Origin of the sequence: Streptomyces sp. NPDC005811, from assembly GCF_040630405.1 — a bacterium.
GTDB lineage: Bacteria > Actinomycetota > Actinomycetes > Streptomycetales > Streptomycetaceae > Streptomyces.
Genome location: NZ_JBEXXK010000023.1, coordinates 113,732 through 138,297, shown reverse-complemented (window position 1 = coordinate 138,297; position 24,566 = coordinate 113,732). Strand labels below are relative to the sequence as shown.

The 24,566-nt window shown below is 72.0% G+C and carries 22 protein-coding genes; 20 read left to right on the top strand and 2 right to left on the bottom strand.

Features of this window, described 5'->3' with window-relative positions; all coding sequences use genetic code 11:
* Positions 1 to 29: 29 nt before the first annotated feature.
* Together ABZ490_RS25045 and ABZ490_RS25040 are read right to left on the bottom strand one after the other, a co-directional pair.
* Positions 30 to 797 (bottom strand): DeoR/GlpR family DNA-binding transcription regulator, encoded by a 768-nt coding sequence (locus ABZ490_RS25045; RefSeq protein ID WP_358993944.1) that lies wholly within the window; start codon positions 795 to 797, stop codon positions 30 to 32.
* A gap of 318 nt (positions 798 to 1,115) precedes the next feature.
* Positions 1,116 to 1,925, bottom strand: coding sequence for an NAD(P)-dependent oxidoreductase (locus ABZ490_RS25040; RefSeq protein WP_358993844.1), 810 nt, complete (start codon positions 1,923 to 1,925; stop codon positions 1,116 to 1,118).
* A 182-nt stretch (positions 1,926 to 2,107) separates the two neighbouring features.
* Between ABZ490_RS25040 and ABZ490_RS25035 the strand changes: the two genes are divergently transcribed.
* From ABZ490_RS25035 to ABZ490_RS24940, 20 genes are all read left to right on the top strand, one after another.
* Positions 2,108 to 3,055 (top strand): 5-dehydro-4-deoxyglucarate dehydratase, encoded by a 948-nt coding sequence (locus ABZ490_RS25035; protein WP_358993841.1) that lies wholly within the window; start codon positions 2,108 to 2,110, stop codon positions 3,053 to 3,055.
* On the top strand, positions 3,052 to 4,215 hold the full coding sequence (locus tag ABZ490_RS25030; protein WP_358993838.1) for a hypothetical protein: 1,164 nt from the start codon (positions 3,052 to 3,054) through the stop codon (positions 4,213 to 4,215). The genes ABZ490_RS25035 and ABZ490_RS25030 overlap by 4 nt, the downstream gene beginning before the upstream one ends.
* Before the next feature lie 68 nt (positions 4,216 to 4,283).
* A complete protein-coding gene (locus tag ABZ490_RS25025; RefSeq protein WP_358993835.1) occupies positions 4,284 to 4,904 on the top strand; it encodes a TIGR03086 family metal-binding protein in 621 nt (206 codons plus the stop codon).
* Between the two features lie 113 nt (positions 4,905 to 5,017).
* Positions 5,018 to 5,770: an MBL fold metallo-hydrolase gene (locus ABZ490_RS25020; RefSeq protein ID WP_358993831.1), complete on the top strand. Its 753-nt coding sequence runs from the start codon at positions 5,018 to 5,020 to the stop codon at positions 5,768 to 5,770.
* Between the two features lie 106 nt (positions 5,771 to 5,876).
* Entirely contained in the window at positions 5,877 to 6,533 is a 657-nt protein-coding gene (locus tag ABZ490_RS25015) for a GntR family transcriptional regulator (RefSeq protein ID WP_358993828.1), read from the top strand.
* Positions 6,530 to 7,441 (top strand): dihydrodipicolinate synthase family protein, encoded by a 912-nt coding sequence (locus ABZ490_RS25010; RefSeq protein ID WP_358993825.1) that lies wholly within the window; start codon positions 6,530 to 6,532, stop codon positions 7,439 to 7,441. Before ABZ490_RS25015 ends, ABZ490_RS25010 begins: the two co-directional genes overlap by 4 nt.
* A complete protein-coding gene (araD, locus tag ABZ490_RS25005; protein ID WP_358993822.1) occupies positions 7,438 to 9,183 on the top strand; it encodes an L-arabinonate dehydratase in 1,746 nt (581 codons plus the stop codon). Before ABZ490_RS25010 ends, araD begins: the two co-directional genes overlap by 4 nt.
* A gap of 121 nt (positions 9,184 to 9,304) precedes the next feature.
* The gene (locus ABZ490_RS25000) at positions 9,305 to 10,240 is read left to right on the top strand and encodes a sugar ABC transporter permease (protein ID WP_358993819.1); all 936 of its coding nucleotides are present in this window, start codon (positions 9,305 to 9,307) and stop codon (positions 10,238 to 10,240) included.
* Entirely contained in the window at positions 10,237 to 11,136 is a 900-nt protein-coding gene (locus tag ABZ490_RS24995; protein WP_358993816.1) for a carbohydrate ABC transporter permease, read from the top strand. The genes ABZ490_RS25000 and ABZ490_RS24995 overlap by 4 nt, the downstream gene beginning before the upstream one ends.
* On the top strand, positions 11,133 to 12,368 hold the full coding sequence (locus ABZ490_RS24990) for a pectate lyase (protein ID WP_358993813.1): 1,236 nt from the start codon (positions 11,133 to 11,135) through the stop codon (positions 12,366 to 12,368). Before ABZ490_RS24995 ends, ABZ490_RS24990 begins: the two co-directional genes overlap by 4 nt.
* Positions 12,365 to 13,519, top strand: a complete 1,155-nt coding sequence (locus tag ABZ490_RS24985; RefSeq protein WP_358993810.1) for a Gfo/Idh/MocA family oxidoreductase — start codon at positions 12,365 to 12,367, stop codon at positions 13,517 to 13,519. The genes ABZ490_RS24990 and ABZ490_RS24985 overlap by 4 nt, the downstream gene beginning before the upstream one ends.
* Entirely contained in the window at positions 13,519 to 14,370 is an 852-nt protein-coding gene (locus ABZ490_RS24980; protein ID WP_358993807.1) for a PmoA family protein, read from the top strand. Before ABZ490_RS24985 ends, ABZ490_RS24980 begins: the two co-directional genes overlap by 1 nt.
* A complete protein-coding gene (locus tag ABZ490_RS24975; RefSeq protein WP_358993804.1) occupies positions 14,367 to 15,875 on the top strand; it encodes a family 43 glycosylhydrolase in 1,509 nt (502 codons plus the stop codon). Before ABZ490_RS24980 ends, ABZ490_RS24975 begins: the two co-directional genes overlap by 4 nt.
* 170 nt (positions 15,876 to 16,045) lie before the next feature.
* Entirely contained in the window at positions 16,046 to 17,383 is a 1,338-nt protein-coding gene (locus ABZ490_RS24970; RefSeq protein WP_358993801.1) for a sugar ABC transporter substrate-binding protein, read from the top strand.
* Positions 17,384 to 17,482: 99 nt separating this feature from the next.
* Positions 17,483 to 18,277: a rhamnogalacturonan acetylesterase gene (locus tag ABZ490_RS24965; protein WP_358993798.1), complete on the top strand. Its 795-nt coding sequence runs from the start codon at positions 17,483 to 17,485 to the stop codon at positions 18,275 to 18,277.
* A gap of 73 nt (positions 18,278 to 18,350) precedes the next feature.
* Positions 18,351 to 19,625, top strand: coding sequence for a pectate lyase (locus ABZ490_RS24960; RefSeq protein ID WP_358993941.1), 1,275 nt, complete (start codon positions 18,351 to 18,353; stop codon positions 19,623 to 19,625).
* A gap of 108 nt (positions 19,626 to 19,733) precedes the next feature.
* Positions 19,734 to 20,849 (top strand): pectinesterase family protein, encoded by a 1,116-nt coding sequence (locus ABZ490_RS24955; protein ID WP_358993796.1) that lies wholly within the window; start codon positions 19,734 to 19,736, stop codon positions 20,847 to 20,849.
* 7 nt (positions 20,850 to 20,856) lie between these two features.
* Positions 20,857 to 21,888, top strand: a complete 1,032-nt coding sequence (locus ABZ490_RS24950) for a pectinesterase family protein (protein ID WP_358993939.1) — start codon at positions 20,857 to 20,859, stop codon at positions 21,886 to 21,888.
* A gap of 424 nt (positions 21,889 to 22,312) precedes the next feature.
* On the top strand, positions 22,313 to 23,374 hold the full coding sequence (locus ABZ490_RS24945) for a dienelactone hydrolase family protein (protein ID WP_358993936.1): 1,062 nt from the start codon (positions 22,313 to 22,315) through the stop codon (positions 23,372 to 23,374).
* A gap of 49 nt (positions 23,375 to 23,423) precedes the next feature.
* Entirely contained in the window at positions 23,424 to 24,536 is a 1,113-nt protein-coding gene (locus ABZ490_RS24940; protein WP_358993793.1) for a chondroitinase-B domain-containing protein, read from the top strand.
* Positions 24,537 to 24,566: the final 30 nt, after the last annotated feature.

Genomic DNA, 24,566 nt, shown 5'->3' with positions numbered 1-24,566 from the left:
GGGTGGGGCCGTCGGAGGGTGGGCGAGGGTCAGACCCTGATGATCTGCGGGCCCAGCAGGGAGTAGCGGTGGGCCTCGGCGGCCGGCAGCAGGGTGCTCGTCACGATCGTCTCCAGGGCGCCGACCTCGGCGAACCGGCAGAAGCCCGCCGCCCCGAACTTGGTGTGCACGCCCGTGAAGACCACCCGCCGGGCCGCCCGCACGGCCTGCGCCTTGACCTCGCCGACCGCCGGGTCCGGGGTGGTGAGCCCGTGCTCGCGGGAGATGCCGTTGGCCCCGATGTAGGCGAGGTCGACGACGAAACCGGCCAGCATCTTCGTCGTCCAGTGGTCGACGGTCGCCAGCGTGCCGGCCCGGACCCGGCCGCCGAGCAGCAGCACGGACACGTTGCCGTTCCCGGCGAGGGCGCCCGCGACCGGCAGGGACGCGGTGACCACCGTCAGCGGCCGCTCGGCGGGCAGGGCCTCGGCGATGAGCTGCGGGGTGAAGCCCTCGTCGACGAAGACCGTCTCGGCGTCCCCGAGCAGCGCGGCCGCCGCGGCGGCGATCCGGCGCTTCTCGGGGACATGGCTGGTGGCGCGGAAGGCGAGCGTCGTCTCGAAGCCGGCGCTCTCCACGGGGTAGGCGCCGCCGTGCGTACGGCGTACCAGTCCGTGGTCCTCCAGGGCGCGGAGGTCCCGCCGTACCGTCTCCCTGGCCACGCCGAGCTGGGTGGCGAGGGTGTTGACGTCGACGGAGCCGGTCGCGCGGGCGGCGCGGACGATGTGCCGTTGGCGCTCTTCTGCGGTGCCGGTCAAGTGCGTCACCCGCTTTCCTGCGTCGGGCTGCCCGTTCGGGCCCTGTGGAGGAAGTTGTACCGGTGGTGGGTGGTGGTGACCAGGTCTGTTGCGGGGGTGATAGTGACCGTGCGGGCCCGTTCGGGCCGGGTGCGCCCACGGGGGAGTCGGGTGGGGTCGTCGGGCGGGTGCGGGCCGTTCGTGGCTGGTCGCGCCGTTCCCCGCGCCCCCGGGGGTCGCCGGCGCGCCCCGCCGGGGTCGTTGAGGTCCTGCCCGAACACGGCTGCGGGCGGGCCCGTTCGGTGCCCGCCCGCGTCGTGTGAGGTCCGTCGAGGTCCGTCAGTACGGCCAGATCGGCGGGTCGCTCACGAAGTGGCCGCCCAGATGGGCGTGCGCGATGTTCTCCGGGTCCAGCTCGCCCTGTTCGGCGATCAGCTTCTCGGCGTACGGCTCGGAGTCGTCCTGCGGCTCGTAGCCGAGCGCCCGCGCGGAGCCGAGGTCCCACCACAGGCGGGTGTTGGCGGAGGAGCCGTAGACGACGGTGTGGCCGACGTCCTCGGCGGTCAGGGCCGCGTCCAGGAGGCGCGCGCAGTCGGCCGGGCTCATCCAGACCGACAGCATGCGCACGCTGGTGGGCTCGCCGAAGCAGGAGCCGATGCGCACCGACACCGTCTCCAGGCCGTGCCTGTCCCAGTAGAGCTGGGCGAGGTCCTCGCCGAAGGACTTGGACAGACCGTAGAAGGTGTCCGGGCGGCGCGGGGTGTCGACCGGGATCAGGGGGTCGTCCCCCTGGGGGCGCGGGGTGAAGCCGACCGCGTGGTTGGAGGAGGCGAAGACGATCCGGCCGACGCCCTCCTCGCGGGCGGCCTCGTAGAGGTTGTACGTCCCCTCGATGTTGGCCTTCAGGATCTTCTCGAAGGGGGCTTCCAGCGAGATGCCCGCGAGGTGGATGATCGCGTCGACGCCCCGGACGGCCTCCCGCAGGGCCTCCCGGTCGGCGAGGTCGGCGACGATCGCGTCCGGTTCGCCGTCGATCGGGCGCAGGTCCAGCAGGCGCAGCGTGTAGCCGTGGGCGGGGAGCAGGTCCCGCATCAGGGTGCCGAGGCCGCCGGCGGCCCCGGTGAGCAGGACGGTGCGGGGCGCAGGCATCCTCGGTTCTCCTTGAGTCACAGGCTGCATGAATGCACGGTATTCACATTCATGGACAAGTTAAGGATCACCACCCTGCCCGGTCAAGGGTGGCGCGACCGATGTTCATAAATATAAACTCCAATCAGAAGCATGCACGATTGTGAAGCATGCGCACCTCGGTCCTACTCCAGGGAGAGCCCGTGACGCCTGCCGACCTGGTCACTCGACTCGGCATCCCCAGCGGCCCGCTGTTCTTCCCCGTCACGGCCTACGGCCCGGACGGCGCCGTCGATCCCGCCGTCTACCGGGCGCATGTCCGCCGGGGCGTCGAGGACGGCGCCGCGGCCGTCTTCGCCTGCTGCGGCACGGGGGAGTTCCACGCGCTCACCCCGGAGGAGTTCCAGACCTGCGTCCGGGCGGCCGTCGAGGAGACCGGGGGACGGGTCCCGGTCGTCGCGGGCGCCGGGTACGGGACCGCGCTCGCCGTGCGGTACGCGCGGCTCGCCGAGGAGGCCGGCGCCGACGGGCTGCTCGCCCTGCCGCCCTACCTCGTCCACGCCCCCCAGGAGGGCCTGCTGCGGCACTACCGGGAGCTGGCGGCGGCCACCGCGCTCCCCGTGATCGTCTACCAGCGCGACAACGCGGTCTTCACCCCGGAGACGGTCGTCGGACTCGCCCGCACCGAGGGGATCGTCGGTCTCAAGGACGGCCTCGGCGACCTCGACCTCATGCAGCGGATCGTCAGCGCCGTCCGCACCGAGGTCCCCGGCGACTTCCTCTACTTCAACGGCCTGCCGACCGCCGAGCAGACCCAGCTCGCCTACCGCGCCCTCGGCGTCACCCTCTACTCCTCCGCGGTGTTCTGCTTCGCCCCCGAGATCGCCCTCGCCTTCCACCGCGCGCTGACCACCGGCGACGACGCCACCGTCCACCGCCTCCTCGACGGCTTCTACCGCCCGTTCGTCGAACTGCGCGCACGGGGCCGCGGCTACGCCGTCTCCCTCGTCAAGGCGGGCGTCCGGCTGCGCGGCCTCGAGGTCGGCGAAGTCCGCCCGCCGCTGCGCGAACCGGGCGATGATCATGTCAAGCAGCTCGCGCAGCTGATCGAGCGCGCCCACGCGCTCCTGGAGGAGGACCACGCCAAGTGAAGGCGTCTACGTTCGTCTACCCCTGGGACGTCAACGGCGATCCCGCGGCCCCCGCCCGGATCGCCTCCCTCGGCGTGGAGCAGGTGACCCTGGCCGCCGCCTACCACTCCACCCGCGCCCTCACCCCCCGCCACCCGCGCCACCGCATCGTCACGGCCGAGCACGCGGCCGTCCTGTACCCGCCGGACGCCCGCTGGGAGGGCCGGGAGCCGCGCCCCTACCCGGCCGGCGACTGGGCCCCCGGCGACGCCTACGGGGAGGCCGCCGAGGCCCTCGCGGACGCCGGTCTGGAGGTGCACAGCTGGGTGGTGCTCGCCCACAACTCCCGGCTGGGCGCCGACCGCCCGGACACCTCCGTCGTCAACGCCTACGGCGACCGCTACCCCTGGGCGCCGTGCATCGCCCAGCCCGCCACGCGCGCGTACCTCGTCGACCTCGCCGCCGAGGCCGCCGTACGCCCCGGCGCGCGCGGCACCGAACTGGAGTCCCTCGGCTGGTACGGCCTCCAGCATCTGCACGCCCACGACAAGACCGGCGGGGTCGGTCTCGGCGACGCCGGCCAGTACCTGATGGCGCTCTGCTTCTGCCCCGACTGCCGGGCCGGCTACGGCGCACAGGGCCTGGACGCCGACGCGCTCGCCGCCGCCGTGCGCGAGGCGCTGGAGCCGCTGTGGCGGGGGGCGCCGGACGACGGGGACTGGGCGGGCGTGGAGAAGCTGCTGGGGGAGGAGACGGCGGCGGCCACGCGCGCGTGGCGCGACGACACCGCCCGCACGCTCCAGGAGAGCGCGGTCGCCGCCGTCCGCGCGGCCGCCCCCGAGGGCTTCCAGGTGCTGCTGCACGCCGACCCCGTGACCCACCACGTGGGCGCCAACCCGGGCGTCGACCCCGGGCACGTCCTGTCCGTCGCGGACGGTGTCGTGGTGCCGTGCGCCGGCGGGCCGGGCCTGCTGACACCCTTCGCCGAGCAGGGCCGCGCGGACGCGGTGATCGCCGCCAACCTCGGCGTCGTCTCCGGCATGGGCGGCAGCCCCGGCACCCTCACGGCCGACACGGCACGCGCGCGTGACCTCGGGGCCACCGAGATCCGGCTGTACCACGCGGGCCTGGCGTCGGACGCGGACCTGACGGCCGTACGGGAGGCGCTGGCGGCACGCTGAACAGGGGCCCCGGGGCACCGGTCCGTCCGGGAGCGATGAGTTTCCGCGCCCCGGTCGGTCCACCCTGCATGACCGACACGACGACTGGTACCGATACGACGGCCCACCTCCTCGACCTCGGACCCCAGACCCGGATCGTGGCCCGTCTCGCGGCGGCCGTCCGGGACGAGCAGCTCACGGACGGCACGCCCTGCCCGGCCTACCCCGTGGGCACCCTGCTCGGCCATCTGACCGGCCTCGCCGCCGCCTTCAGGGACGCCGCGCGCAAGGACCTGGGGGCCACCACCGACACCCCGCCGACCGACTCCGAGCCCCGGCTCGCGCCCGGCTGGCGCACCGAGCTGCCCCGGGTCCTCGGCGAACTGGCCGAGGCCTGGCGCGACCCCGCCGCCTGGACCGGCATGACCCGCGCGGGCGGCGTCGACCTCCCCGGCGCGGTCGCCGGAGCCGTCGCCGCAGACGAACTGGTGATCCACGGCTGGGACCTCGCCCGGGCCACCGGCCAGGAGTACACCCCCGACCCGGCCGCGCTGGAGGCGGCACACGCCTTCCTGCGCGCCGCCGCCGCCGAGGATCCGAGCCGCGGCGGCGGGATCTTCGGCCCCGTGGTGCCCGTACCGGAGGACGCCCCGCTGCTGGACCGGGCGGTCGGCCTGAGCGGACGGGACCCGGGCCGGACGCCCCGGTGACCGCCGTACCGGGTTCCGCCGGGTCGTAGCCGTCCGTAGACGGCCCTCTACGGATGCCGTAGACCTACGCGATCGGGGCCCGCCCGGCAGGGGCGGACCGTACGCTCCCCACCATGCCCCTGAGTCTCACCATCCTCGGTACCGCCTCCCCGCACCCCCGTCCGGGGCGCCCGTGCTCGGGCTATCTGCTGCGCGGCGGGAGCGCCGAGATCTGGGTGGACGCGGGCCCCGGAACCTTCGCCGAGTTGCAGCGGCACACGGATCCGGAACGGCTCACGGCGATCTGGATCTCCCACCTCCACGCCGACCACTGCGCCGATCTGCTCTCCGCCGCCTATGCGTTCGCCTACGGCGGCCTGACCCCGCCGGTGCCCCTCCTGGTGTACGCCCCCATGGACTGCGCCCGGCGCCTGGCGGGGTTCTTCGGACGGCCGGACATCCGGTTCCTGAGCCAGGTCTTCGACTTCCGTCCCCTGTACGACGGCCACACCGTCCGGCACTGGAACGTCCGCCTCACCTCCCGCGCGGTGGCCCACGGCACCGAGGCGTACGCCCTGCGCGCCGAGTCCCAGGGAAGCGTCTTCGTGTACTCCGGGGACAGCGGCCCGTGCGACGCGCTCACCGAGACCGCCTCCGGCGCCGACCTGTTCCTGTGCGAGGCGGACCTCGACCGGCATGGCGAAAGCGAACAGGTGCATCTGACCCCGGAGGACGCCGGTGACACGGCCCGCAAGGCGGGTGTGCGCGATCTGTTCGTCACCCATGTCGGGCCCACGCTCACCCGTGAGGAGGCGACCGCGCGGGCCGCGGCGGCCTTCGGCGGACCCGCCCGCACGGCACGCGAGGGCGAGACCATCCCCTTCTGACTTTTGTCGGAAGCATTGACGAAACACGGAGCGCCTCCCTACCTTCAACGCGTCGTACTTCGTACGTCATATATGAGACGCGATATGTGAGATCAGAGAGGCGCGCATGACCTCTGTGCCCACGCCGATCCCCTCCCGCACGCAGTACGTGCTGGAGGAGATCAAACGCCGCATCCTCACCGGGCAGCTGACGCCGGGTCAGGCCCTGGTCGAGACCGAGCTCGCCGCACAGTTCGGGGTGTCCAAGACCCCGGTGCGCGAGGCGCTCAAGACCCTGGCCGGGACCGGACTGGTCGTCATGAGCCAGTACAAGGGCGTCACGGTGCGCATGGTGGACGCGGACATGGCGCGCGAGGTCTACGACGTACGGCTGCTGCTGGAGCCCGAGGCGCTCAAGCGGGCCGTCCGGCGCGGGGCGTCGCTGGACGCCGCCCGGGACGCGCTCGCCCGCGCCGACGACGCGGCCGACACCGCCGAACGCTCCCTGGCCAACCGGGAGTTCCACCGCGCCCTCTACCTGCCCTGCGGCAATCCGCTGCTCGGCCGGATGCTCGACGAGGTCCGCGACCAGGCCGCCCTGGTCTCCGCCGTCGCCTGGGCCGCCTCCCCCTCCTGGGAGCGCGAGGCCGGCGAGCACCGGGAGATCCTGCGGCTCGCCCTCGACGGTGACGCCGACGGCGCGGCCCGCGCCCTGCACGCCCACATCGCCTCGTTCGTCGAACGGGCGTTCCCCGAGGTAGCGCACCAGGAAGGCCAGGAATGAGCAGCGTGGCGTTCGAGACCCAGCGTGCGGCCCTGGCCGACGTGGTGGCGATCCCGGTGACCCCGTTCGCCGAGGACGGCACCGTCGACCGGGCCGCCCACCGGGCCCTGCTGCGCCGGCTGCTCGACGGCGGGATCGGCACGCTCACGCCGAACGGCAACACCGGCGAGTTCTACACCCTCACGCCCGAGGAGCGGCGGCTGGTCACGGAACTGACCGTCGACGAGGCGGGGGACCGCTCGACCATCCTCGTGGGGGTCGGCCACGACGTGCCCACCGCCGTCGCCTCCGCCCGGCACGCCCGGGAGCTGGGCGCCGCGATGGTGATGGTCCACCAGCCCGTCCACCCGTACGTCTCCCAGCGCGGCTGGGTCGACTACCACCGGGCCATCGCCGAGGCCGTGCCCGAGCTGGGCGTCGTCCCGTACATCCGCAACGCGCAGCTGCACGGCGACCGCCTCGCGGAACTCGCCGACGCCTGCCCCAATGTGATCGGGGTGAAGTACGCCGTCCCGGACGCGGCCCGGTTCGCCGCCTTCGCCCGGGACGCGGGCCTGGAGCGCTTCGTCTGGGTGGCCGGGCTCGCCGAGCCCTATGCCCCCTCCTACTTCTCGGCGGGCGCCACCGGCTTCACCTCGGGGCTGGTGAACGTCGCCCCGGCCGTTTCGCTGAACATGATTGAAGCGCTTCGATCAGGGGACTATCCGGCGGCCATGAAGGTCTGGGAGCAGATCCGCCGCTTCGAGGAGCTGCGGGCCGCCAACGGCTCCGCCAACAATGTCACGGTGGTCAAGGAAGCCCTTGCCTCCCTGGGGCTGTGCCGCAGCGAGGTCCGCCCGCCGAGCCGCGGGCTGCCCGAGGGCGAGCGCGCCGAGGTCGCCGCCATCGCCGCCGGGTGGTCCCTGTGAAGCGCTTCGACGATCTTCCCCGCAAGCGGCCCGAAGAGCTGCGGAGCCACCAGTGGTACGGCACCGACGGCCTGCGCTCCTTCAGCCATCGCGCCCGCACCCGCCAGCTCGGCTACCTCCCCGAGGAGCACCTGGGCAAGCCGGTCATCGCGATCCTCAACACCTGGTCGGACATCAATCCCTGTCATGTGCACCTCCGTGATCGCGCGCAGGCGGTCAAGCGGGGCGTCTGGCAGGCGGGCGGCTTCCCGCTGGAGTTCCCGGTCTCCACGCTCAGCGAGACCTTCCAGAAGCCGACCCCGATGCTCTACCGCAATCTGCTCGCGATGGAGACCGAGGAACTGCTCCGTTCCTACCCGGTCGACGGGGCCGTCCTGATGGGCGGCTGCGACAAGACCACCCCCGCGCTGCTCATGGGCGCGGCCAGCGTCGACCTGCCCACGGTCTTCGTGCCCGCCGGGCCGATGCTGCCCGGGCACTGGCGCAACGAGGTCCTCGGCTCCGGCACCGACATGTGGAAGTACTGGGACGACAAGCGCGCCGGCCTCATCGGCGACTGCGAGATGGCCGAGCTGGAGAACGGCCTCGCGCGCTCGCCGGGCCACTGCATGACCATGGGCACGGCGTCCACGCTGACGGCCGCCGCGGAGGCGCTGGGCGTCACGGTCCCGGGGGCGTCGAGCATCCCGGCCGTGGACTCGGGACACGACCGGATGGCCGCACGGGCCGGCCTCACGATCGTCGAACAGGTCCACCGGGGGCGCCTCCTCTCCGAGATCCTCACCGCCGAGGCATTCGAGGACGCCGTCACCACCGTCCTCGGCCTCGGCGGCTCCACCAACGCCGTCATCCACCTCATCGCCATGGCCGGCCGGGCCGGGGTCCGCCTCACCCTCGACGACTTCGACCGCATCGCCCGCACGGTCCCCGTCCTCGCCAACGTCCGCCCCGGCGGCCGGACGTACCTCATGGAGGACTTCCACTTCGCCGGCGGTCTGCCCGGCTTCCTCTCCCGGATCCCGGACCTGCTCCACCTGGACCGGCCCACCGTCTCCCACGACACCCTGCGCGAGCAGCTCGCCGGCGCGGAGGTCCACCAGGACGACGTCATCCGGCCCCGCGACAACCCCGTGGCGAGCGAGGGCGGGGTCGCCGTACTGCGCGGCAACCTCTGCCCGGACGGCGCGGTCATCAAGCACATCGCCGCCGAGCCGCACCTGCTCAAGCACACCGGTCCCGCGGTCGTCTTCGACGACTACCGGACCATGCAGCGCACCATCAACGACCCGGAGCTCGGCATCACCGCGGACAGCGTGCTGGTGCTGCGGGGTTCCGGCCCGAGGGGCGGCCCGGGCATGCCGGAGTACGGCATGCTGCCCATCCCCGACCACCTGCTCAAGCAGGGCGTGCGGGACATGGTCCGGATCTCCGACGCCCGGATGAGCGGCACGAGCTACGGCGCCTGTGTGCTGCACGTGGCGCCGGAGTCGCACATCGGCGGACCGCTCGCCCTGGTCGAGAGCGGTGACCCGATCACCCTGGACGTGCACGCGCGCACCCTGCGCCTCGAGGTCGACGACGAGGAGCTGGAGCGCAGAAGGGCGCGGTGGGTCCCGCCGCCCACCCGCTCCGAGCGCGGCTACGGCGCGCTCTACGACGAACAGATCACCCAGGCGGACACCGGCTGCGACTTCGCGTTCCTGGCCCGCCCGGGCAAGGTCGCCGACCCCTACGCGGGCTGACCCGCCGGACGGACGACAGCGCACACCCCTGCACACGGAGAAAGCGCTTCCTGTACGAGCTTCCCGCAGGCGCCTCCTCCACGCGCCTCCCGCACGACGCACCCGAGAACGGAGAACAGTCATGGCCCAAGCCGCAGCCGTGGCGAAGCCGCCCGCGCCACCCCGGCGGCGCCGTGCCTCCGCCACGCCCCGCAGGCTCCCGTACCTGCTGATCGCGCCGGCGGCGCTGCTGATGCTGGGCTTCATCGCCTACCCGGTGATCAGCGTCTTCTACTACAGCCTGCAGAACTACAACCCCACCAAGCCGTGGCGGAACGGCTACGCGGGCTTCGACAACTTCGTCCACGCCTTCACCGACGACCCGCAGTTCTGGGACACCCTGACCTTCAGCGCCAAGTGGGTCGTCGTCGAGGTCGGGCTGCAGCTGCTGTTCGGCCTGGCGCTGGCGCTGATCGTCAACCAGACCTTCGTCGGCCGGGCGCTGGGCCGCGCCCTGGTCTTCTCCCCGTGGGCCGTCTCCGGCGTGCTGACCTCCGCGATCTGGGTGCTCCTCTACAACTCCCAGACCGGTATCACCCGTTACCTCGCCGACGCCGGCATCGGCGAGTACGGCACCAGCTGGCTGTCGGACACCTCCACGGTCTTCCCGGCGGCGATCGTCGCCGACCTGTGGCGCGGGGTCCCCTTCTTCGCGATCCTCATCCTCGCCGACCTCCAGTCCGTCTCCAAGGACCTCTACGAGGCCGCCGAGGTCGACGGGGCGAGCCGGCTCAAGCAGTTCTGGCACATCACCCTGCCGCACCTCAAGGACGCGATCGTCCTGTCCACGCTGCTGCGCGCGGTCTGGGAGTTCAACAACGTCGACCTGCTGTACACGCTCACCGGCGGCGGCCCGGCGGGGGAGACCACCACCCTCCCGCTCTACATCGCCAACACCTCGGTCGACGCCCACAACTTCGGCTACGCGTCCGCCCTCACCACGGTGGCGTTCGTGATCCTGCTCTTCTGCTCGATGGTCTATCTGCGGCTCAGCAAGTTCGGAGGTGGAGGCAAGTGATCACCAAGGAGGCCACCGAGGTCGCGCCCGCACCCGCGCCCGTGACCCCCGCCGCCGATCAGCGGCCGCGCAGGAAGCACCGCGCCTGGGACGAGGCCCCCCGCTGGCAGATCTACGTCCCCCTGTCGATCTACCTGCTCTTCACCCTGATCCCGTTCTACTGGATCCTGCTCTTCGCGCTCCGCCCGGCCGGCTCGACCTCGCTCGTGCCCTGGCCGATGACCTTCGAGCACTTCGAGAAGGTCTGGAACGAACGCGACTTCGGGATCTACTTCCAGAACAGCGTGCTCACCGGCGTCGCCACCCTGCTGCTCACCACCCTCGTCGCGCTGACCGGCGGCTACGCCCTGGCCCGCTTCGACTTCAAGATCAAGCGCGGGTTCATGCTGGCGCTGCTCTGCACCCAGTTCGTCCCGGGCGCGCTGCTGCTGGTCCCGCTCTTCCAGATCTTCGCCGAGCTGAAGATGATCAACTCGCTGGGCAGTGTCATCATCGCCGAGACGGTCTTCCAGCTGCCCCTGTCGATGATCCTCATCAGCGGCTTCATCCGGAACGTGCCCTACTCCCTGGAGGAGGCCGCCTGGGTCGACGGCTGCGGCCGGCTCACCGCCTTCCGGATCGTGGTCCTCCCCCTGCTGCGTCCCGGCCTGATCGCCGTCGGCTCCTTCGCCTTCGTGCACGCCTGGAACCACTTCCTGTTCGCGCTGATGTTCCTCTCCGACCAGACCAAGCAGACCATCCCGGTCGGTCTCAACACCCTGATGAGCGCGGACAGCGTCGACCTCGGCGCGCTCGCCGCGGGCGGCATCATCGCCGCCGTCCCCGTGGTGATCGTGTTCGCCTTCATCCAGAAGTGGCTGATCACCGGCTTCAGCGCGGGGGCGGTGAAGGGATGAGACCTCATCAGATCAGCCCGGAGTCAGGCATGTTGGGTCTCTTCTGTGTGCCCGCCCAAGCCGAGGCCCGAGAGATCAGCCGCGACACCCCGCCCGCGAACGACGGCTGGGCCGCCGAGGGTGTGGCCACCACAGGAGACTCCGCCGCCGACGCGGAACACTTCTGCACCGTCACCGACCGGGCTGAACTCGTCCACGCCCTGGACGGCGGCAACGACGTTCCGGAGAGCATCAAGATCGCCGGAACGATCGCCGCCAACACAGGCGAGACCGGCGCTCACCTGGACTGCACCGACTACGCCATGGGCGGCTCCAGGACGAAGAAGTACCTGGCCGCCTACGACCGTTCCTGGGCAGTGAGCGGGAGTGAGTCCGCTCACTGGCACGCCCCGAACGGTCTTGGGCGCACTGGTCGTCCGCTTTCGCCTCCGGGCGGCGACACGAATCCTGTCCGTGGTCCGGTCCCGGAAGGGCGGAGTCCCTCACGACCTGGCCATGTGAGTGCGGCCAGAGGCGACGAGGAGGCCCTGAACCATCTCTCTGGTGGAGCAGGGGCCCCGCACGCTGGCACCACACTCGGCGTCCCAGATCGCACAGTGACGTTACCCCGATCGGCCCAGTACGCCGCAAGCTCACAGGCCGCCCATCACACGATCGAGCTAAGGCGGCCCCCGGACCCTCCGGTGAACAATTGCCACCCGGACGCCGCCGAGCCCACCTACTTCGCCCGCAACTACCTGCGCCACGACGGCCTGATGGACATCACCAACGGCTCCGACCTGGTCACCGTCTCCTGGAGCCGGTTCGCCGACCACGACAAGGCGATGCTGATCGGCAGCGGCGACTCGGCCACCGGGGACCGGGGCAGGCTCCGGGTCACCCTGCACCACAACCGGTACGTCGTCCCCGAGGGTTCGGAGTACCGCTACTCGCTCGGCGTGTCGACCGAGTCCGCGATCCACGCCGAGAACAACGCCTTCCACACCCCCGGGCACATCGAGGCCGCCGACCTGGTCAAGAGCTGGAACGGCACCGCCCTGCACCAGAGCGGCACCCTCTTCGACGGCTGGCCCGTCGACCTCCTCGCCCTCCACAACGCCTACAACAGCGGCAGCGAGCGCGATCTCATCGCGGACGTCGGCTGGACGCCTACCCTGCACGGAAAGATCGACAGCGCCGCGGTGGCCGACCGCGAGGTGGCCCACGGCGCGGGCGCAGGGAGGATCCCATGACCATCGACATCGTCCTGGCGGGCGCGCGCGGGCACGGCCGCTGGCACCTGGACAACATCCGGCGGCTCCAGGACAAGGGCATCGTCCGGCTGGCGGGCGTCTGCGAGCTGACCCCGCTGACCCCGGACGAGCTCCCCGAGGGCCTCGGCACGCCCGAGCAGTCCGCCGACTTCGGCGCCCTGCTGGACTCCACCGGCGCCCGGATCGCGGTGATCTGCACCCCGATCCCGACCCACACCGACCTGGCTCTCACGGCCGCCGCCCGCGGGGTGCACGTCCTGCTGGAGAAGCCGCCCGCCCCGTCCTACGCCGAGTTCCGCCGGATGGCCGACGGGGTCGCCGCGGCCGGCACGGTCTGCCAGATCGGCTTCCAGTCGCTGGGCTCGCACGCCGTCCCCGCGATCCGCCGGCTGCTCGCCGACGGGGCGATCGGCGAGATCGGCGGGGTCGGCGGCGCCGGGGCCTGGGCGCGCGCCGAGGCCTACTTCCGGCGGGCCCCCTGGGCCGGCAGGCGACGGCTGAACGGCGTCGACGTCATCGACGGCGCCCTCACCAACCCGCTCGCGCACGCCGTCGCCACCGCCCTCGCCCTGGCCGGCGCCACCCGCGCCGAGGACGTCGCCGGCATCGAGACGGAGCTGGCCCACGCCAACGCCATCGAGTCCGACGACACCTCCTGCGTCCGCGTCACCACCACGGACGGTCTGCCGATCGTGGTCGCCGCGACCCTGTGCGCCGAGGACCCCGACGACCCCTATGTCGTCGTCCACGGCGACCGGGGCCGCATCACCTACTGGTACAAGCAGGACCGCGTCCTGCTCCAGCGCGCCGGCCACGGCCCCGAGGAGTTCGAGTACGGCCGCACCGATCTGCTGGAGAACCTCGTCGAACACCTCACCGACGGCGCCGACCTGCTGGTCCCGCCCGCCGCCACCGAGGCGTTCATGCGGGTCGTCGAAGCGATCCGGACCGCCCCCGACCCCGTGCAGCTCGACCAGGACACCTGGCACCTGCTGAAGGACGAGGACCGCCGGGTCGTCCCCGGCATCGACGGTCTGGTCGCCGCCGCCGCCGACACCCTCGCCCTCTACTCCGAACTGGGCGCCGCCTGGGCGCTCACGACCGCGCATCCGAAAGAGGTGAGCACCTGATGGCACCGGCATCCGACCCACCGGTCGTGCTGCGCGTCGCGGGCCGCCCGGTCGGCCGCTACGTCATCCGGCCCGAACTGCCCGCCCGGCTCTCCCCCCGCCCCCACCTCCACCCCGTCACCACCCTGGCCGGCACCCGGGTCACCGAGCTGGCCCCCGCCGACCACCTCCACCACCTCGGCGTCGGTGTAGCCGTACCCGACGTCGAGGGGCACAACTTCTGGGGCGGCCGCACCTACGTCCGCGACCGGGGCCCGACCGAGCTGGACGACCACGGCGTCCAGCACCACCACTCCTTCCAGCTCAGCGACCCGGACGGCTTCGTGGAGGAGCTGCGCTGGGCCGCCTCGGGAGCCGAGCTGCTGCGCGAGCGCCGTACGGTCGCCGCCACCGCGCTCACCGACACCGCCTGGGCGCTGGACTTCACCTTCTCCCTCACCAACGTCACCGGAGCAGGCCTCTCCCTCGGCAGCCCGGCGACCAACGGACGCCCCGGCGCGGCCTACGGCGGCTTCTTCTGGCGGGCCCCCAAGGAGGACACCGCTCCGGACGTCTTCACCGCGCACACCGAGGGCGAGGAGCGGGTGCACGGCAGCCGGGCCGACTGGCTGGCGCTGGCCGGCACCGGCTGGACCCTGGTCTTCGCGGGCGCCACCGACGCCACCCGCCGCGACCCCTGGTTCGTCCGCGCCGCCGAGTACCCGGGCGTCGGCTCCTCGCTGGCCTCGGCGGCCCGCCTCCCGATCGCCCCGGGCGACACCGCCGTACGGCGGATCGTCACCGTCGTCGCCGACGGCCGCCTGGGCCGCGACGAGGCGGCGGCACTGGTCAGGAAGGCGGTGAGCCAGTGACCGCCGGCTCCTACACCAACCCGGTCCTGAACGCCGACTGGTCCGACCCGGACGTCGTCCGCGTCGGCGACGACTTCTACCTCACCGCCTCCAGCTTCGGCCGCGCCCCCGGACTGCCCCTGCTGCACTCCCGGGACCTCGTCAACTGGACGCTGGTCGGCCATGCCCTCGAACGCCTGGAACCCGCCTCGGAGTTCACCGCGCCCCGGCACGACTGCGGGGTCTGGGCCCCGTCCATCCGTCACCACGACGACCGCTTCTGGATCTTCTGGGGCGACCCCGACCAGGGCATCCTCCAGGTCAACGCCCCCGAGATCAGGGGACCTTGGACCCGCCCGCACCTCGTGAAGGCGGGCAGGGGGCTCATCGACCCCTGTCCGCTGTGGGACGAGGAGACCGGTGAGGCGTACCTCGTGCACGCCTGGGCGAAGTCCCGGGCGGGCGTCAAGAACCGGCTCACCGGCCACCGGATGCACCCCGACGGCACCTCCCTGCTCGACGAGGGCAAGCTGATCGTCGACGGGGACCGCATCCCCGGCTGGTTCACCCTCGAAGGCCCCAAGCTCTACCGGCACGACGGCTGGTTCTGGATCCTGGCGCCCGCCGGGGGCGTCGAGACCGGCTGGCAGGGCGCCTTACGGGCCCGGGACTTCTTCGGTCCGTACGAGGAGAAGGTGGTCCTGGAGCAGAAGGACACCGAGGTCAACGGCCCCCACCAGGGCGGCTGGGTGCGCACCCCGGCCGGCGAGGACTGGTTCCTGCACTTCCAGCAGCGCGGCGCCTACGGCCGGGTCGTCCACCTCCAGCCGATGCGCTGGGGGACGGACGGCTGGCCGGTGCTCGGCGACGAGGGCGCCCCCGTCGCCGTACACCGGAGGCCGTCGCTGCCCCCGCAGCCGCCCGCCGCACCCGCCACCGACGACGACTTCCCCGGCGGACGCTTCGGCCGCCAGTGGCAGTGGACCGCCAACCCGCAGGTCGGCTGGGCCACCCAGCACTCCGGCGACGGTCTGCGCCTGTCCTGCGTCCGCACCGGCGACGCGCACGACCTGCGCAGACTGCCGAGCGTCCTCACCCAGCGGCTCCCCGGTGTCCCGTCGGCCGTCGAGGTGGAGCTGACCCTGCACGGCGAGGAGCCCGGCGCCCGGGCCGGACTCGCGGTCCTCGGCGACGCGTTCGCCTGGATCGGGCTGGAGCGCGCCGGTGACGGAGGCGTCCACCTCGTCCACCGGTTCGCCGAGCCGGTCGCCGAACACGAACGCGACGCCGCCCACCCACGGCTCGCGCCCCGGGGCCGGGCCCGGCTGCGGATCGAGATCGGCGCGGGCGCCCGCTGCCGGTTCGCCCACGACATCGGCGAGGGCCTGCGCTGGTCCGGCCCGGTCTTCGCCGCCACCCCCTGGCGCTGGGTCGGCGCCCTGCTCGGTCTCTTCGCGCTCGCCCCCTCGGGACCGGGACACGCCGGAGCGGCCTCGTTCACGGAATTCCGGATCAGACCGCTCTGACCCCCTTCCCCCGTACGCCTGTCGGGAGCCGCATGGGCTTCCTCCCCTGTCTGACGGCGGGGGATTCCAGCGGTCACCCGCTGGGTTCCTCATTCTTCCCGCTCCGTTTCGCGGGAGCTTCGATTTCTTCCCCGGTTGAAGCCGGGGGTACCCACGAGGGAGAGCCGCACATGAAGAGCAGCATCCGCAGAAGCAGGCGCGCCGCACTGGCCGTCGCCCTGGGCTCCGTGCTCGCGCTGACCGCCACCGCCTGCGGTGACGACGGCAGCGGCAGCGCCGGGGACAAGGGAGGCGACGGCTCGGGCAAGGGCGAGATCACCTTCTGGGACAACAACGGCGGTGTCCGCACCGACGTCTGGAAGGAGATCATCGCCGACTTCGAGAAGGCGAACCCGGACATCAAGGTGAAGTACGTCGGTGTCCCCGCCGACAGCGTCCAGTCCAAGTACGACACCGCCATCCAGGGCGGCGGCCTGCCCGACGTGGGCGGTGTGGGCACCGCGATGCTCGCCGAGGTCGCGGCGCAGGGCGCCCTCGAACCGCTGGACGACCGCCTCGCCAAGAGCGACCTGAAGGACCAGCTCAACGCCAAGTTCCTGGACAGCGTCAAGGCGGCCGGGGTCGACGGCAAGACGTACAGCGTGCCGACCTCCGCCAACAACGGCACCCTGTGGTACCGCACCGACCTGTTCGAGCAGGCCGGTCTGGAGGCGCCGACGACCTGGTCGAAGTTCTACACGGCCGCCGACAAGCTCACGAACAAGGGCAAGAACGCGTTCGGCTACACCATCCGCGGCGGTGCCGGCTCCATCGCCCAGGCCCTCGACGCCACCTACGGGCAGAGCGGCATCACCGAGTTCTGGAGCGGTGACTCGACCACGGTCAACGACCCCAAGAACGTGGCCGCGCTGGAGAAGTACGTCGGCCTGTACAAGAAGGACACCCCGGCCGCCGACGTCAACAACGACTTCACCAAGATGGTCGCCCAGTGGGACAGCGGCACCATCGGCATGCTGAGCCACAACCTCGGCTCCTACGGCGACCACCAGAAGGCGCTCGCCGGCAAGTTCAAGGGCATCCCCGCGCCGACGCAGGACGACGGCACGCGGGTGCAGGTGTCCAACCCCGTCGACGGGCTCGGGCTGTTCAAGTCCGGCAAGAACAAGACCGCCGCCTGGAAGTTCATCGAGTTCGCCGCGGGCCACGAGGCGAACAGCAAGTGGAACGAGACGGCCGGGCAGGTGCCCGCGAACCTGGAGGCGGCGCAGGACAGCTGGGTGCAGTCCTCGGAGCCGACGAAGCTCGCCGCGGAGGCGCTGTCGGGGGACGGCACGAAGATCGTGCAGCTGCCGTACTACCTGCCGGACTGGAACACGATCTCCAAGGCCGACAACGAGCCGAACTTCCAGAAGGTGCTGCTCGGGAAGATGAGCGCGAAGGACTTTCTGGACACGTTGGCCGAGCAGCTGAACGCCGCGCAGGCCGACTGGAAGAAGAACCACGGATAACTCGGGTGGTTCGGGCGCGGGGCGGCTGCGGGTCCGTCGTGGCCGGCCGCGCAGTTCCCCGCGCCCCCAGGACAAGACAACTTGGACAGGTGAACCTTCGTGTCTCTTACCCGTCGGCAAGTCACCTCCGCGGCGCTCGCCGCCCTTCCCCTCGGTGCGGTCGCCGCCGCACCGGCGCGGGCCGGTACTCACCGGTCCCGTACGGTCTTCATCGCCGGTGACTCCACCGCCGCCCAGAAGTACTCCGATGCCGCGCCCGAGACCGGCTGGGGCATGGCGTTGCCCTTCTTCCTCCGGTCCGGTCTGGTCGTCGCCAATCACGCGGTGAACGGGCGCAGTTCCAAGAGTTTCGTCGACGAGGGGCGTCTCGACGCGATCCTCGCGGCCGTCCGGCCCGGGGACTTCCTCATCGTCCAGTTCGCGCACAACGACGAGAAGAGCGCCGACCCCACCCGCTACACCGAGCCCTGGACGACGTACCAGGACTATCTGCGGATGTACCTCTCCGGTGCCCGGGCGAAGGGGGCGCGGCCGGTGCTCGCGACGCCCGTGGAGCGGCGGCGGTTCGACGCCGAGGGGAACGCCCTGCCGACGCACGGGGAGTACCCGGCGGCCATGAGGGCGCTCGCCGAGGAGGAGTGCGTGGCGCTGCTCGACCTCCAGGCGCTGTCGCTGGCGCTCTGGCAGGAGCTGGGTGTCGAGGCGACGAAGACCTACTTCAACTGGACCGACACCGAGCAGGACAACACGCATTTCAATCCGCCGGGCGCGATCGCCGTGGCGCGGCTTCTCGCGCGGGAGCTGCCGCGGACCCGGGTGCTCGGACCGCGGGACGTCATCCGGCTGCACGACGAGATCCCCACGTCCTGGATCACCTGGCCCGACCCTTCGTAAGCCGACCTGCCGTCAGCAAGAGGAGAACCGCACAGTGCGTACACAGAAGTGTCATGGACGCGTCATTGGAGCCCTGGTGGGATGCACCGCGCTGGTGCTGTCCGTCACCGGTACGGCCGCCGCCCACGCCGCGCCCCGGGACCTGGGCCGGCAGGTCCTGGCCGCGAACGACGGCTGGGCCTCGTACGGGACGGGCACCACGGGAGGGTCGGCCGCCGACGCCGAGCACGTCTACACCGTCACCACCTGGGCCGAGTTCAAGGACGCCCTCGCCGCGGGCGGCTCCGCCCCGAAGATCATCAAGGTGAAGGGCGTCATCGACGCCGTCGCCGAGGGCTGTGACGCCTTCGCCGCGCCCGGCTACGACTTCGACGCCTACCTGGCGAAATACTCACCGGAGGCCTGGGGCCTGGACACCGACCTCAGCGCCGAGCCCGACGACAGCCCGGAGGGGCTGCGCCGGGTCTCGCAGGCCAACCAGGACAAGGCGATCAAGGCGATCGTCCCCTCCAACACGACCATCGTCGGCATCGGCCGCGACGCCGGGTTCAAGGGCGTCAGCCTCCAGATCAAGGCCGTCGACAACGTGATCGTCCGCAATCTGTCCTTCGAGTCGCCGATCGACTGCTTCCCGCAGTGGGACCCGACCGACGGCACCAACGGCAACTGGAACTCCGAGTACGACACCGCCGTGGTGTACGGGTCCACCCATGTGTGGCTGGACCACAACACCTTCACCGACGGCTCCCACCCCGACAGCGCCGCCCCCACCTACTTCGGGATGCTCTACCAGCAGCACGACGGCGAGCTGGACATCGTCCGCGGCGCCGACTACGTCACCGCCTCCTGGAACGTCTTCTCCGAGCACGACAAGACGATCCTCATCGGCAACAGCGACAGCGAGTCGACCGCGGCGGGCGACCGGGGCCACCTGAAGGTGACCTTCCACCACAACCTGTTCTCGAACCTGGTGGAGCGCGCCCCCCGCGTCCGCTTCGGCCAGGTCGACTCCTACAACAACCACTTCGTCGCGAACGGCGACTACTCCTACAGCTTCGGCATCGGCAAGGAGTCCCAGCTCGTCGCCGAGCACAACGCGTTCACCCTGCCCGACGGGGTCAGCGCGGCCAAGGTGCTCAAGCGCTGGAACGTCTCGCCGCTGACCGCCGACGACAACTACGTCAACGGCACCGCCACCGACCTGATCGCCGTCCACAACGCCGAGATCCCCGGCGAGGTCCTCCAGTCCGGCGCGGGCTGGACCCCGACCCTGCGCACCAAGGTCGACCCCACGCGGTCCGTGCCCCGGATCGTCGACTGCGGCGCGGGCGCGGGACGCCTGGGCTGATCGCTCCCTTCCCGAAGGCCGGGGCGGCGTCCCGTCGTCGTCACCCCGGCCCCTCCGCGCACCGCCGCATCCCGCCGCACCCCGTCGCACCCGCCAAGGAGCACCCGCATGTCCTCCCCTTCCCGAAGGCGGTTCCTCGCCGCGACCGGCGGCACGGTGGCCGCCCTCGCCCTGGCCGCCGCGCCCGCGCAGGCCGCCCCCGGCCGACGCGGCCCGTTCGGCCGCCACGGCAGCCCGGCCGCCCGGCTCACCCCTCGGACCCTGTACGTCGACCCGCTGGGCCGGGGCGACTTCACCACCGTCCGCGACGCCGTCGCCGCCACCACCGGCAGCGGCTGGACCCTCGTCCTCGCCGCGGGCGTCTACCGCGAGACGGTCGTCCTCGACACCACCCGCACCGAGGCCACCTGGATCGGCGCCGCCGAGGATCCGCGGGCCGTCGTCATCGTCCACGACAACGCGGCCGGCACCCCCAAGCCCGGCGGCGGCACCTACGGCACCACCGGCTCGGCCACCACCACCGTGCAGGCCGACGGCTTCACCGCCCGCTGGATCACCTTCGCCAACGACTGGCTGCGCGCCGACCACCCCGACATCACCGGCACCCAGGCCGTCGCCATCAAGGTCCAGGGCGACCGCTCCGCCTTCCACCACTGCCGTTTCCTCGGTCACCAGGACACCCTGTACGCCGACTCGATCGCCCTGACCGCCTTCGCCCGGCAGTACTACGCCCACTGCTATGTCGAGGGCGACGTCGACTTCGTCTTCGGCCGGGCCACCGCCGTCTACGAGCACTGCCACTTCCGCACCCTGAACCGCACCGACCTGGCCGCCGCCCCCTACGGGTTCGTCCTCGCCCCCTCCACGGCGGGCGCCAACCCGCGCGGCTACCTGGTGACCAGGAGCCGTATCAGCAGCGAAGCCCCGGACGCCGCCTACAAACTGGCCCGCCCCTGGGTGCCCAGCTCCGACACCACCGCCCGGCCCTCGCTGACCGTCCGGGACACCCACCTCGGCGCCGGCATCGACGCGGTCGCCCCCTACACCAACATGTCGGCCGCCTACCCCTGGCAGGACCAGCGGTTCGCCGAGTACCGCAACACCGGCCCGGGAGCCGAGATCACCGTCCCCGAGAACCGGCCCCAGCTCACCGACGAACAGGCCGGGTCGGCGACCCGGGAGACCTACCTCGGGGACTGGGCGCCCTGGCGGGGGGAGTGCTGAGATGCCGCTGCGCAGACGCACCCTCCTGGCGGGCCTCACCGGCGCCGCACTGCTCGGCACCACCCCCGCCCACGCCGGGTCCCGCCGCGTCCTGCACGTCCGCCCCGGCGACTCCGTCCAGGCGGCGGTGGACACGGCCGACGGCCCCGGCTGGACGATCGTCGTACACCCGGGGACGTACCGGGAAGTCGTCGACATCCCCGCCGACAAGGGCGGGTTGACCCTGCGCGGCGCGAGCCGTGACCCACGTGCCGCGGTCATCGTCTACGACAACGCCAACGGGACGCCGAAGCCCGACGGTTCGGGGACCTACGGCACGGCGGGCTCCGCCACCTTCACCTCCGCCGCCCCCGGCCTCACCGTCCACGGCCTCACCCTCGCCAACGACTGGCTGCGCGCCGACCACCCGGACATCACCGGCACCCAGGCCGTCGCCGCGTATGTCACCGGCGACCGCAGCCACTTCGAGAACGTGCGCCTGCTCGCCCACCAGGACACCCTCTTCGCGGACACCACCGCGCTCGACGCCTTCGACCGGCAGTACTACCGCCACTGCCACATCGAGGGGGACGTCGACTTCGTCTTCGGGCGGGCCCGGGCCGTCTTCGAGGGCTGCCGCTTCCACACCCTCCAGCGGGACGTGACCTTCACCCCCAAGGGCATGGTCTTCGCCCCCTCCACCGCCCGGGCCAACCCCTACGGCTTCCTCGCCCTCCGCTCCCGGATCACCTCCGGCGCCGAGGACGCGGCGTACAAGATCGCCCGGCCCTGGGTGCCGTCGTACGAGACGACCGCCTGGCCCTCCCTGGTCGTCCGGGACACCTGGATCGGCCCCGGTATCGACGCGGCCGCCCCCTACACCAACATGCGGGACGCCTACCCCTGGCAGACCATGCGCTTCCGCGAGTACGCCAACTCCGGCCCCGGCGCGGAGATCTCCGTACCGGAGAACCGGCCCCGGCTCACGGCCGAGGAGGCAGCCCTGCACACCCGGCGGACCTACCTCGGGGACTGGAGACCGTATGACCGGCGGCCGTGACCCCCTGGGACGGCGGGCGTTCGTGGCCGGCGCGGGGGCGGCCCTGCTGGCCGGGGGAGCGGCGGGGCGCGCGGCGGCGAAGGGAGCGGAGCCGCCCGCCGGGGTGGCGGGCGTCGCCTCCTCGACCGGTGCCGGGACGACCGGCGCGGGGCGGACCGGCGTCGCGTCGAGGGCCGGCACCGGGCCGGCTGGCGCCGATATGGCCGGCGCCGGCACGGCTGGTGTCGGTACGGCTGCCGCCGATGTGGCTGGTGTCGGTACGGCTGGCGCCGGAACCGCAGCCGCTGACATGGCTGGCGCCGACATGGCTGGCGCCGAGATCGCCGCCAACACCGCTGCTGCGGGGGCCTCCGCTGCCGGGGCCTCCGCTGCCCGGACCTTCGCCGCCCGGACCTTCGCCGCCCGGACCTTCGCCGGGGCCTCCGTGGTCGATGGTCCCCTCCCCGGCTTCCACCCCGCGCTCAAGGCCGCCCTGACCTTTCCCCTCGCCTGGGGTGCCTCCCCGATCCGGGACTTCCGGGCCTGGCGGCGGGCCGCCCGGGCCAAGGTGGACGAGCTGCTGATCGTCGGCCGGGAGGACGGGACGCCGTACGCCCCCGAGTTCGGCGAGCCCGTCCGGCGGGACGGCTACCGGGCCCAGTCGGTCACCCTCTCGCTCACCCGGCACGAGCGCGTCCGTGCCGCCCTGCTCACCCCCGACGGCCCGGGCCCCTTCCCGGCGGTGCTGCTGCTGCACGACCACGGGGCGAAGTTCGACATCGGCAAGGAGAAACTGGTCCGCCCCTGGGACGACGACGTCCGGCTCGCGTCCGCGCAGGCCTGGGCGGCGAAGTACTTCAGCGGACGGTTCGTCGGCGACGAGCTGGCCCGGCGCGGACATGTCGTGCTGTGCGCGGACGCCCTCGGCTGGGGCGACCGCGGCCCCCTCTCCTACGACCAGCAGCAGGCCCTCGCCTCGAACTTCTTCAACCTGGGTTCCTCGCTGGCCGGACTCATGGCCCGCGAGGACGCCCGCGCCGCCGGCTTCCTGGCCGGCCTGGACCGGGTGGACGCGCGCCGGGTCGCGGCCGTCGGCTTCTCGATGGGCGCCTACCGGGCCTGGCAGACCGCGGCCCTCACCGACGCCGTGCGCGCCGTCGCGAGCGTCTGCTGGATGACCGGCCTCAAGGACATGATGGTGCCCGGCAACAACACCCTGCGCGGGCAGTCGTCGTACTACATGCTCCACCCGGGACTGCCCCGGTTCCTCGACTTCCCCGACGTGGCGAGCATCGCCGCGCCCCGGCCGATGCTGTTCTTCTCCGGCGCACTGGACCCGCTGTTCCCCACCGACGGTGTCCGTACCGCCCACGAGAAGCTGCGTGCCGTCTGGCGCTCGCGCCACGCCGAGGAGCGGTTGCGACTGAAGACCTGGCCCGAGCTCGGCCATGTCTTCGTCGACCGCATGCAGGACGAGGTCTTCGACTGGCTCGACCGCGTCCTGTGAACCACCCCTCTCCCCACACGAGAAGCACACGAGAAAGGACCCGCACTCCATGTCTCGTCGCACCGCTTTCGCGCTCGGCGCGGCCCTCGCCCTCGGCGCAGGTCTCGCCGTCCTCCCCACCCAGGCGCAGGCCGCCACGGTGGTCGTCAGCAACTCCACCGACCTGTCCAACGCCATCAAGAACGCCACCGCGGGCACGGTCATCCAGGTCCGGGGCGGCACCTACTACCCGACGGCCACCCTCCAGTCCACGGCCAACGGCAGCTCCTCCTCGCCGATCACGCTCACCGCGTACGGCTCGGAGACCGTGAAGATCGACGGCTCCTCGCTCCCCGACGGCGACTGGATCTTCAAGCTGACCGCCGACTACTGGAACGTCTCCAACATCACATTCCAGAACTCCCCGGACAGCGCGGTCGTCTGCCAGTCCTGCACCGGCACGGTCTGGAACAACATCAAGACCATCAACGGCGGCGACTCCGGCTTCACCCTCACCGGGGACGGCACGGTCAACAACACCGTCAGGAACATCGACTCCTACGGCAACTACGACGCCGCCAACCACGGCGAGAACGCCGACGGGGTCGCCGTGAAGTTCGGCTCCGGCACCGGCAACCTGATCACCGGCGCCCGTCTCTACAACAACGCGGACGACGGGATCGACTTCTGGTCCTTCTCCTCGCCCGTCACCATCGAGCACACCTGGTCCTTCGGCAACGGCGTCAACCGCTGGTCGGACTCCGCGTTCGCCGGCGACGGCAACGGCTACAAGCTGGGCGGCGACGGCGAGGTCGTCGCGCATGTCGTCAACAACTCCGCCGCCTGGGGCAACGCGGGCAACGGCTTCACCGAGAACTCCAACACCGGGGCGATCGTCATCAACCGCACCACCGCCTACGCCAACAGCAAGTGGGGCTACTACTTCGCGACCGGCTCCGCCAAGCTCGGCAAGAACCTCGCGGTGAGCAACGGCGGCGGCTCGGTCAGCAAGGGCTCGTCGGTCACCTCGGCCGGCAACAACTGGGACAGCGGCATCTCGACGCCCGCCTTCCGGTCGACGGACGCCTCCACGACGTACAACGCCCGGAGTTCCAGCGGCACTCTGCCCACCACCACGTTCCTGACGACGGGTTCGACGACGATCGGGGCGACGATGGACTGACCTTCCACCGGGCCCCACTGAGCCAACCGG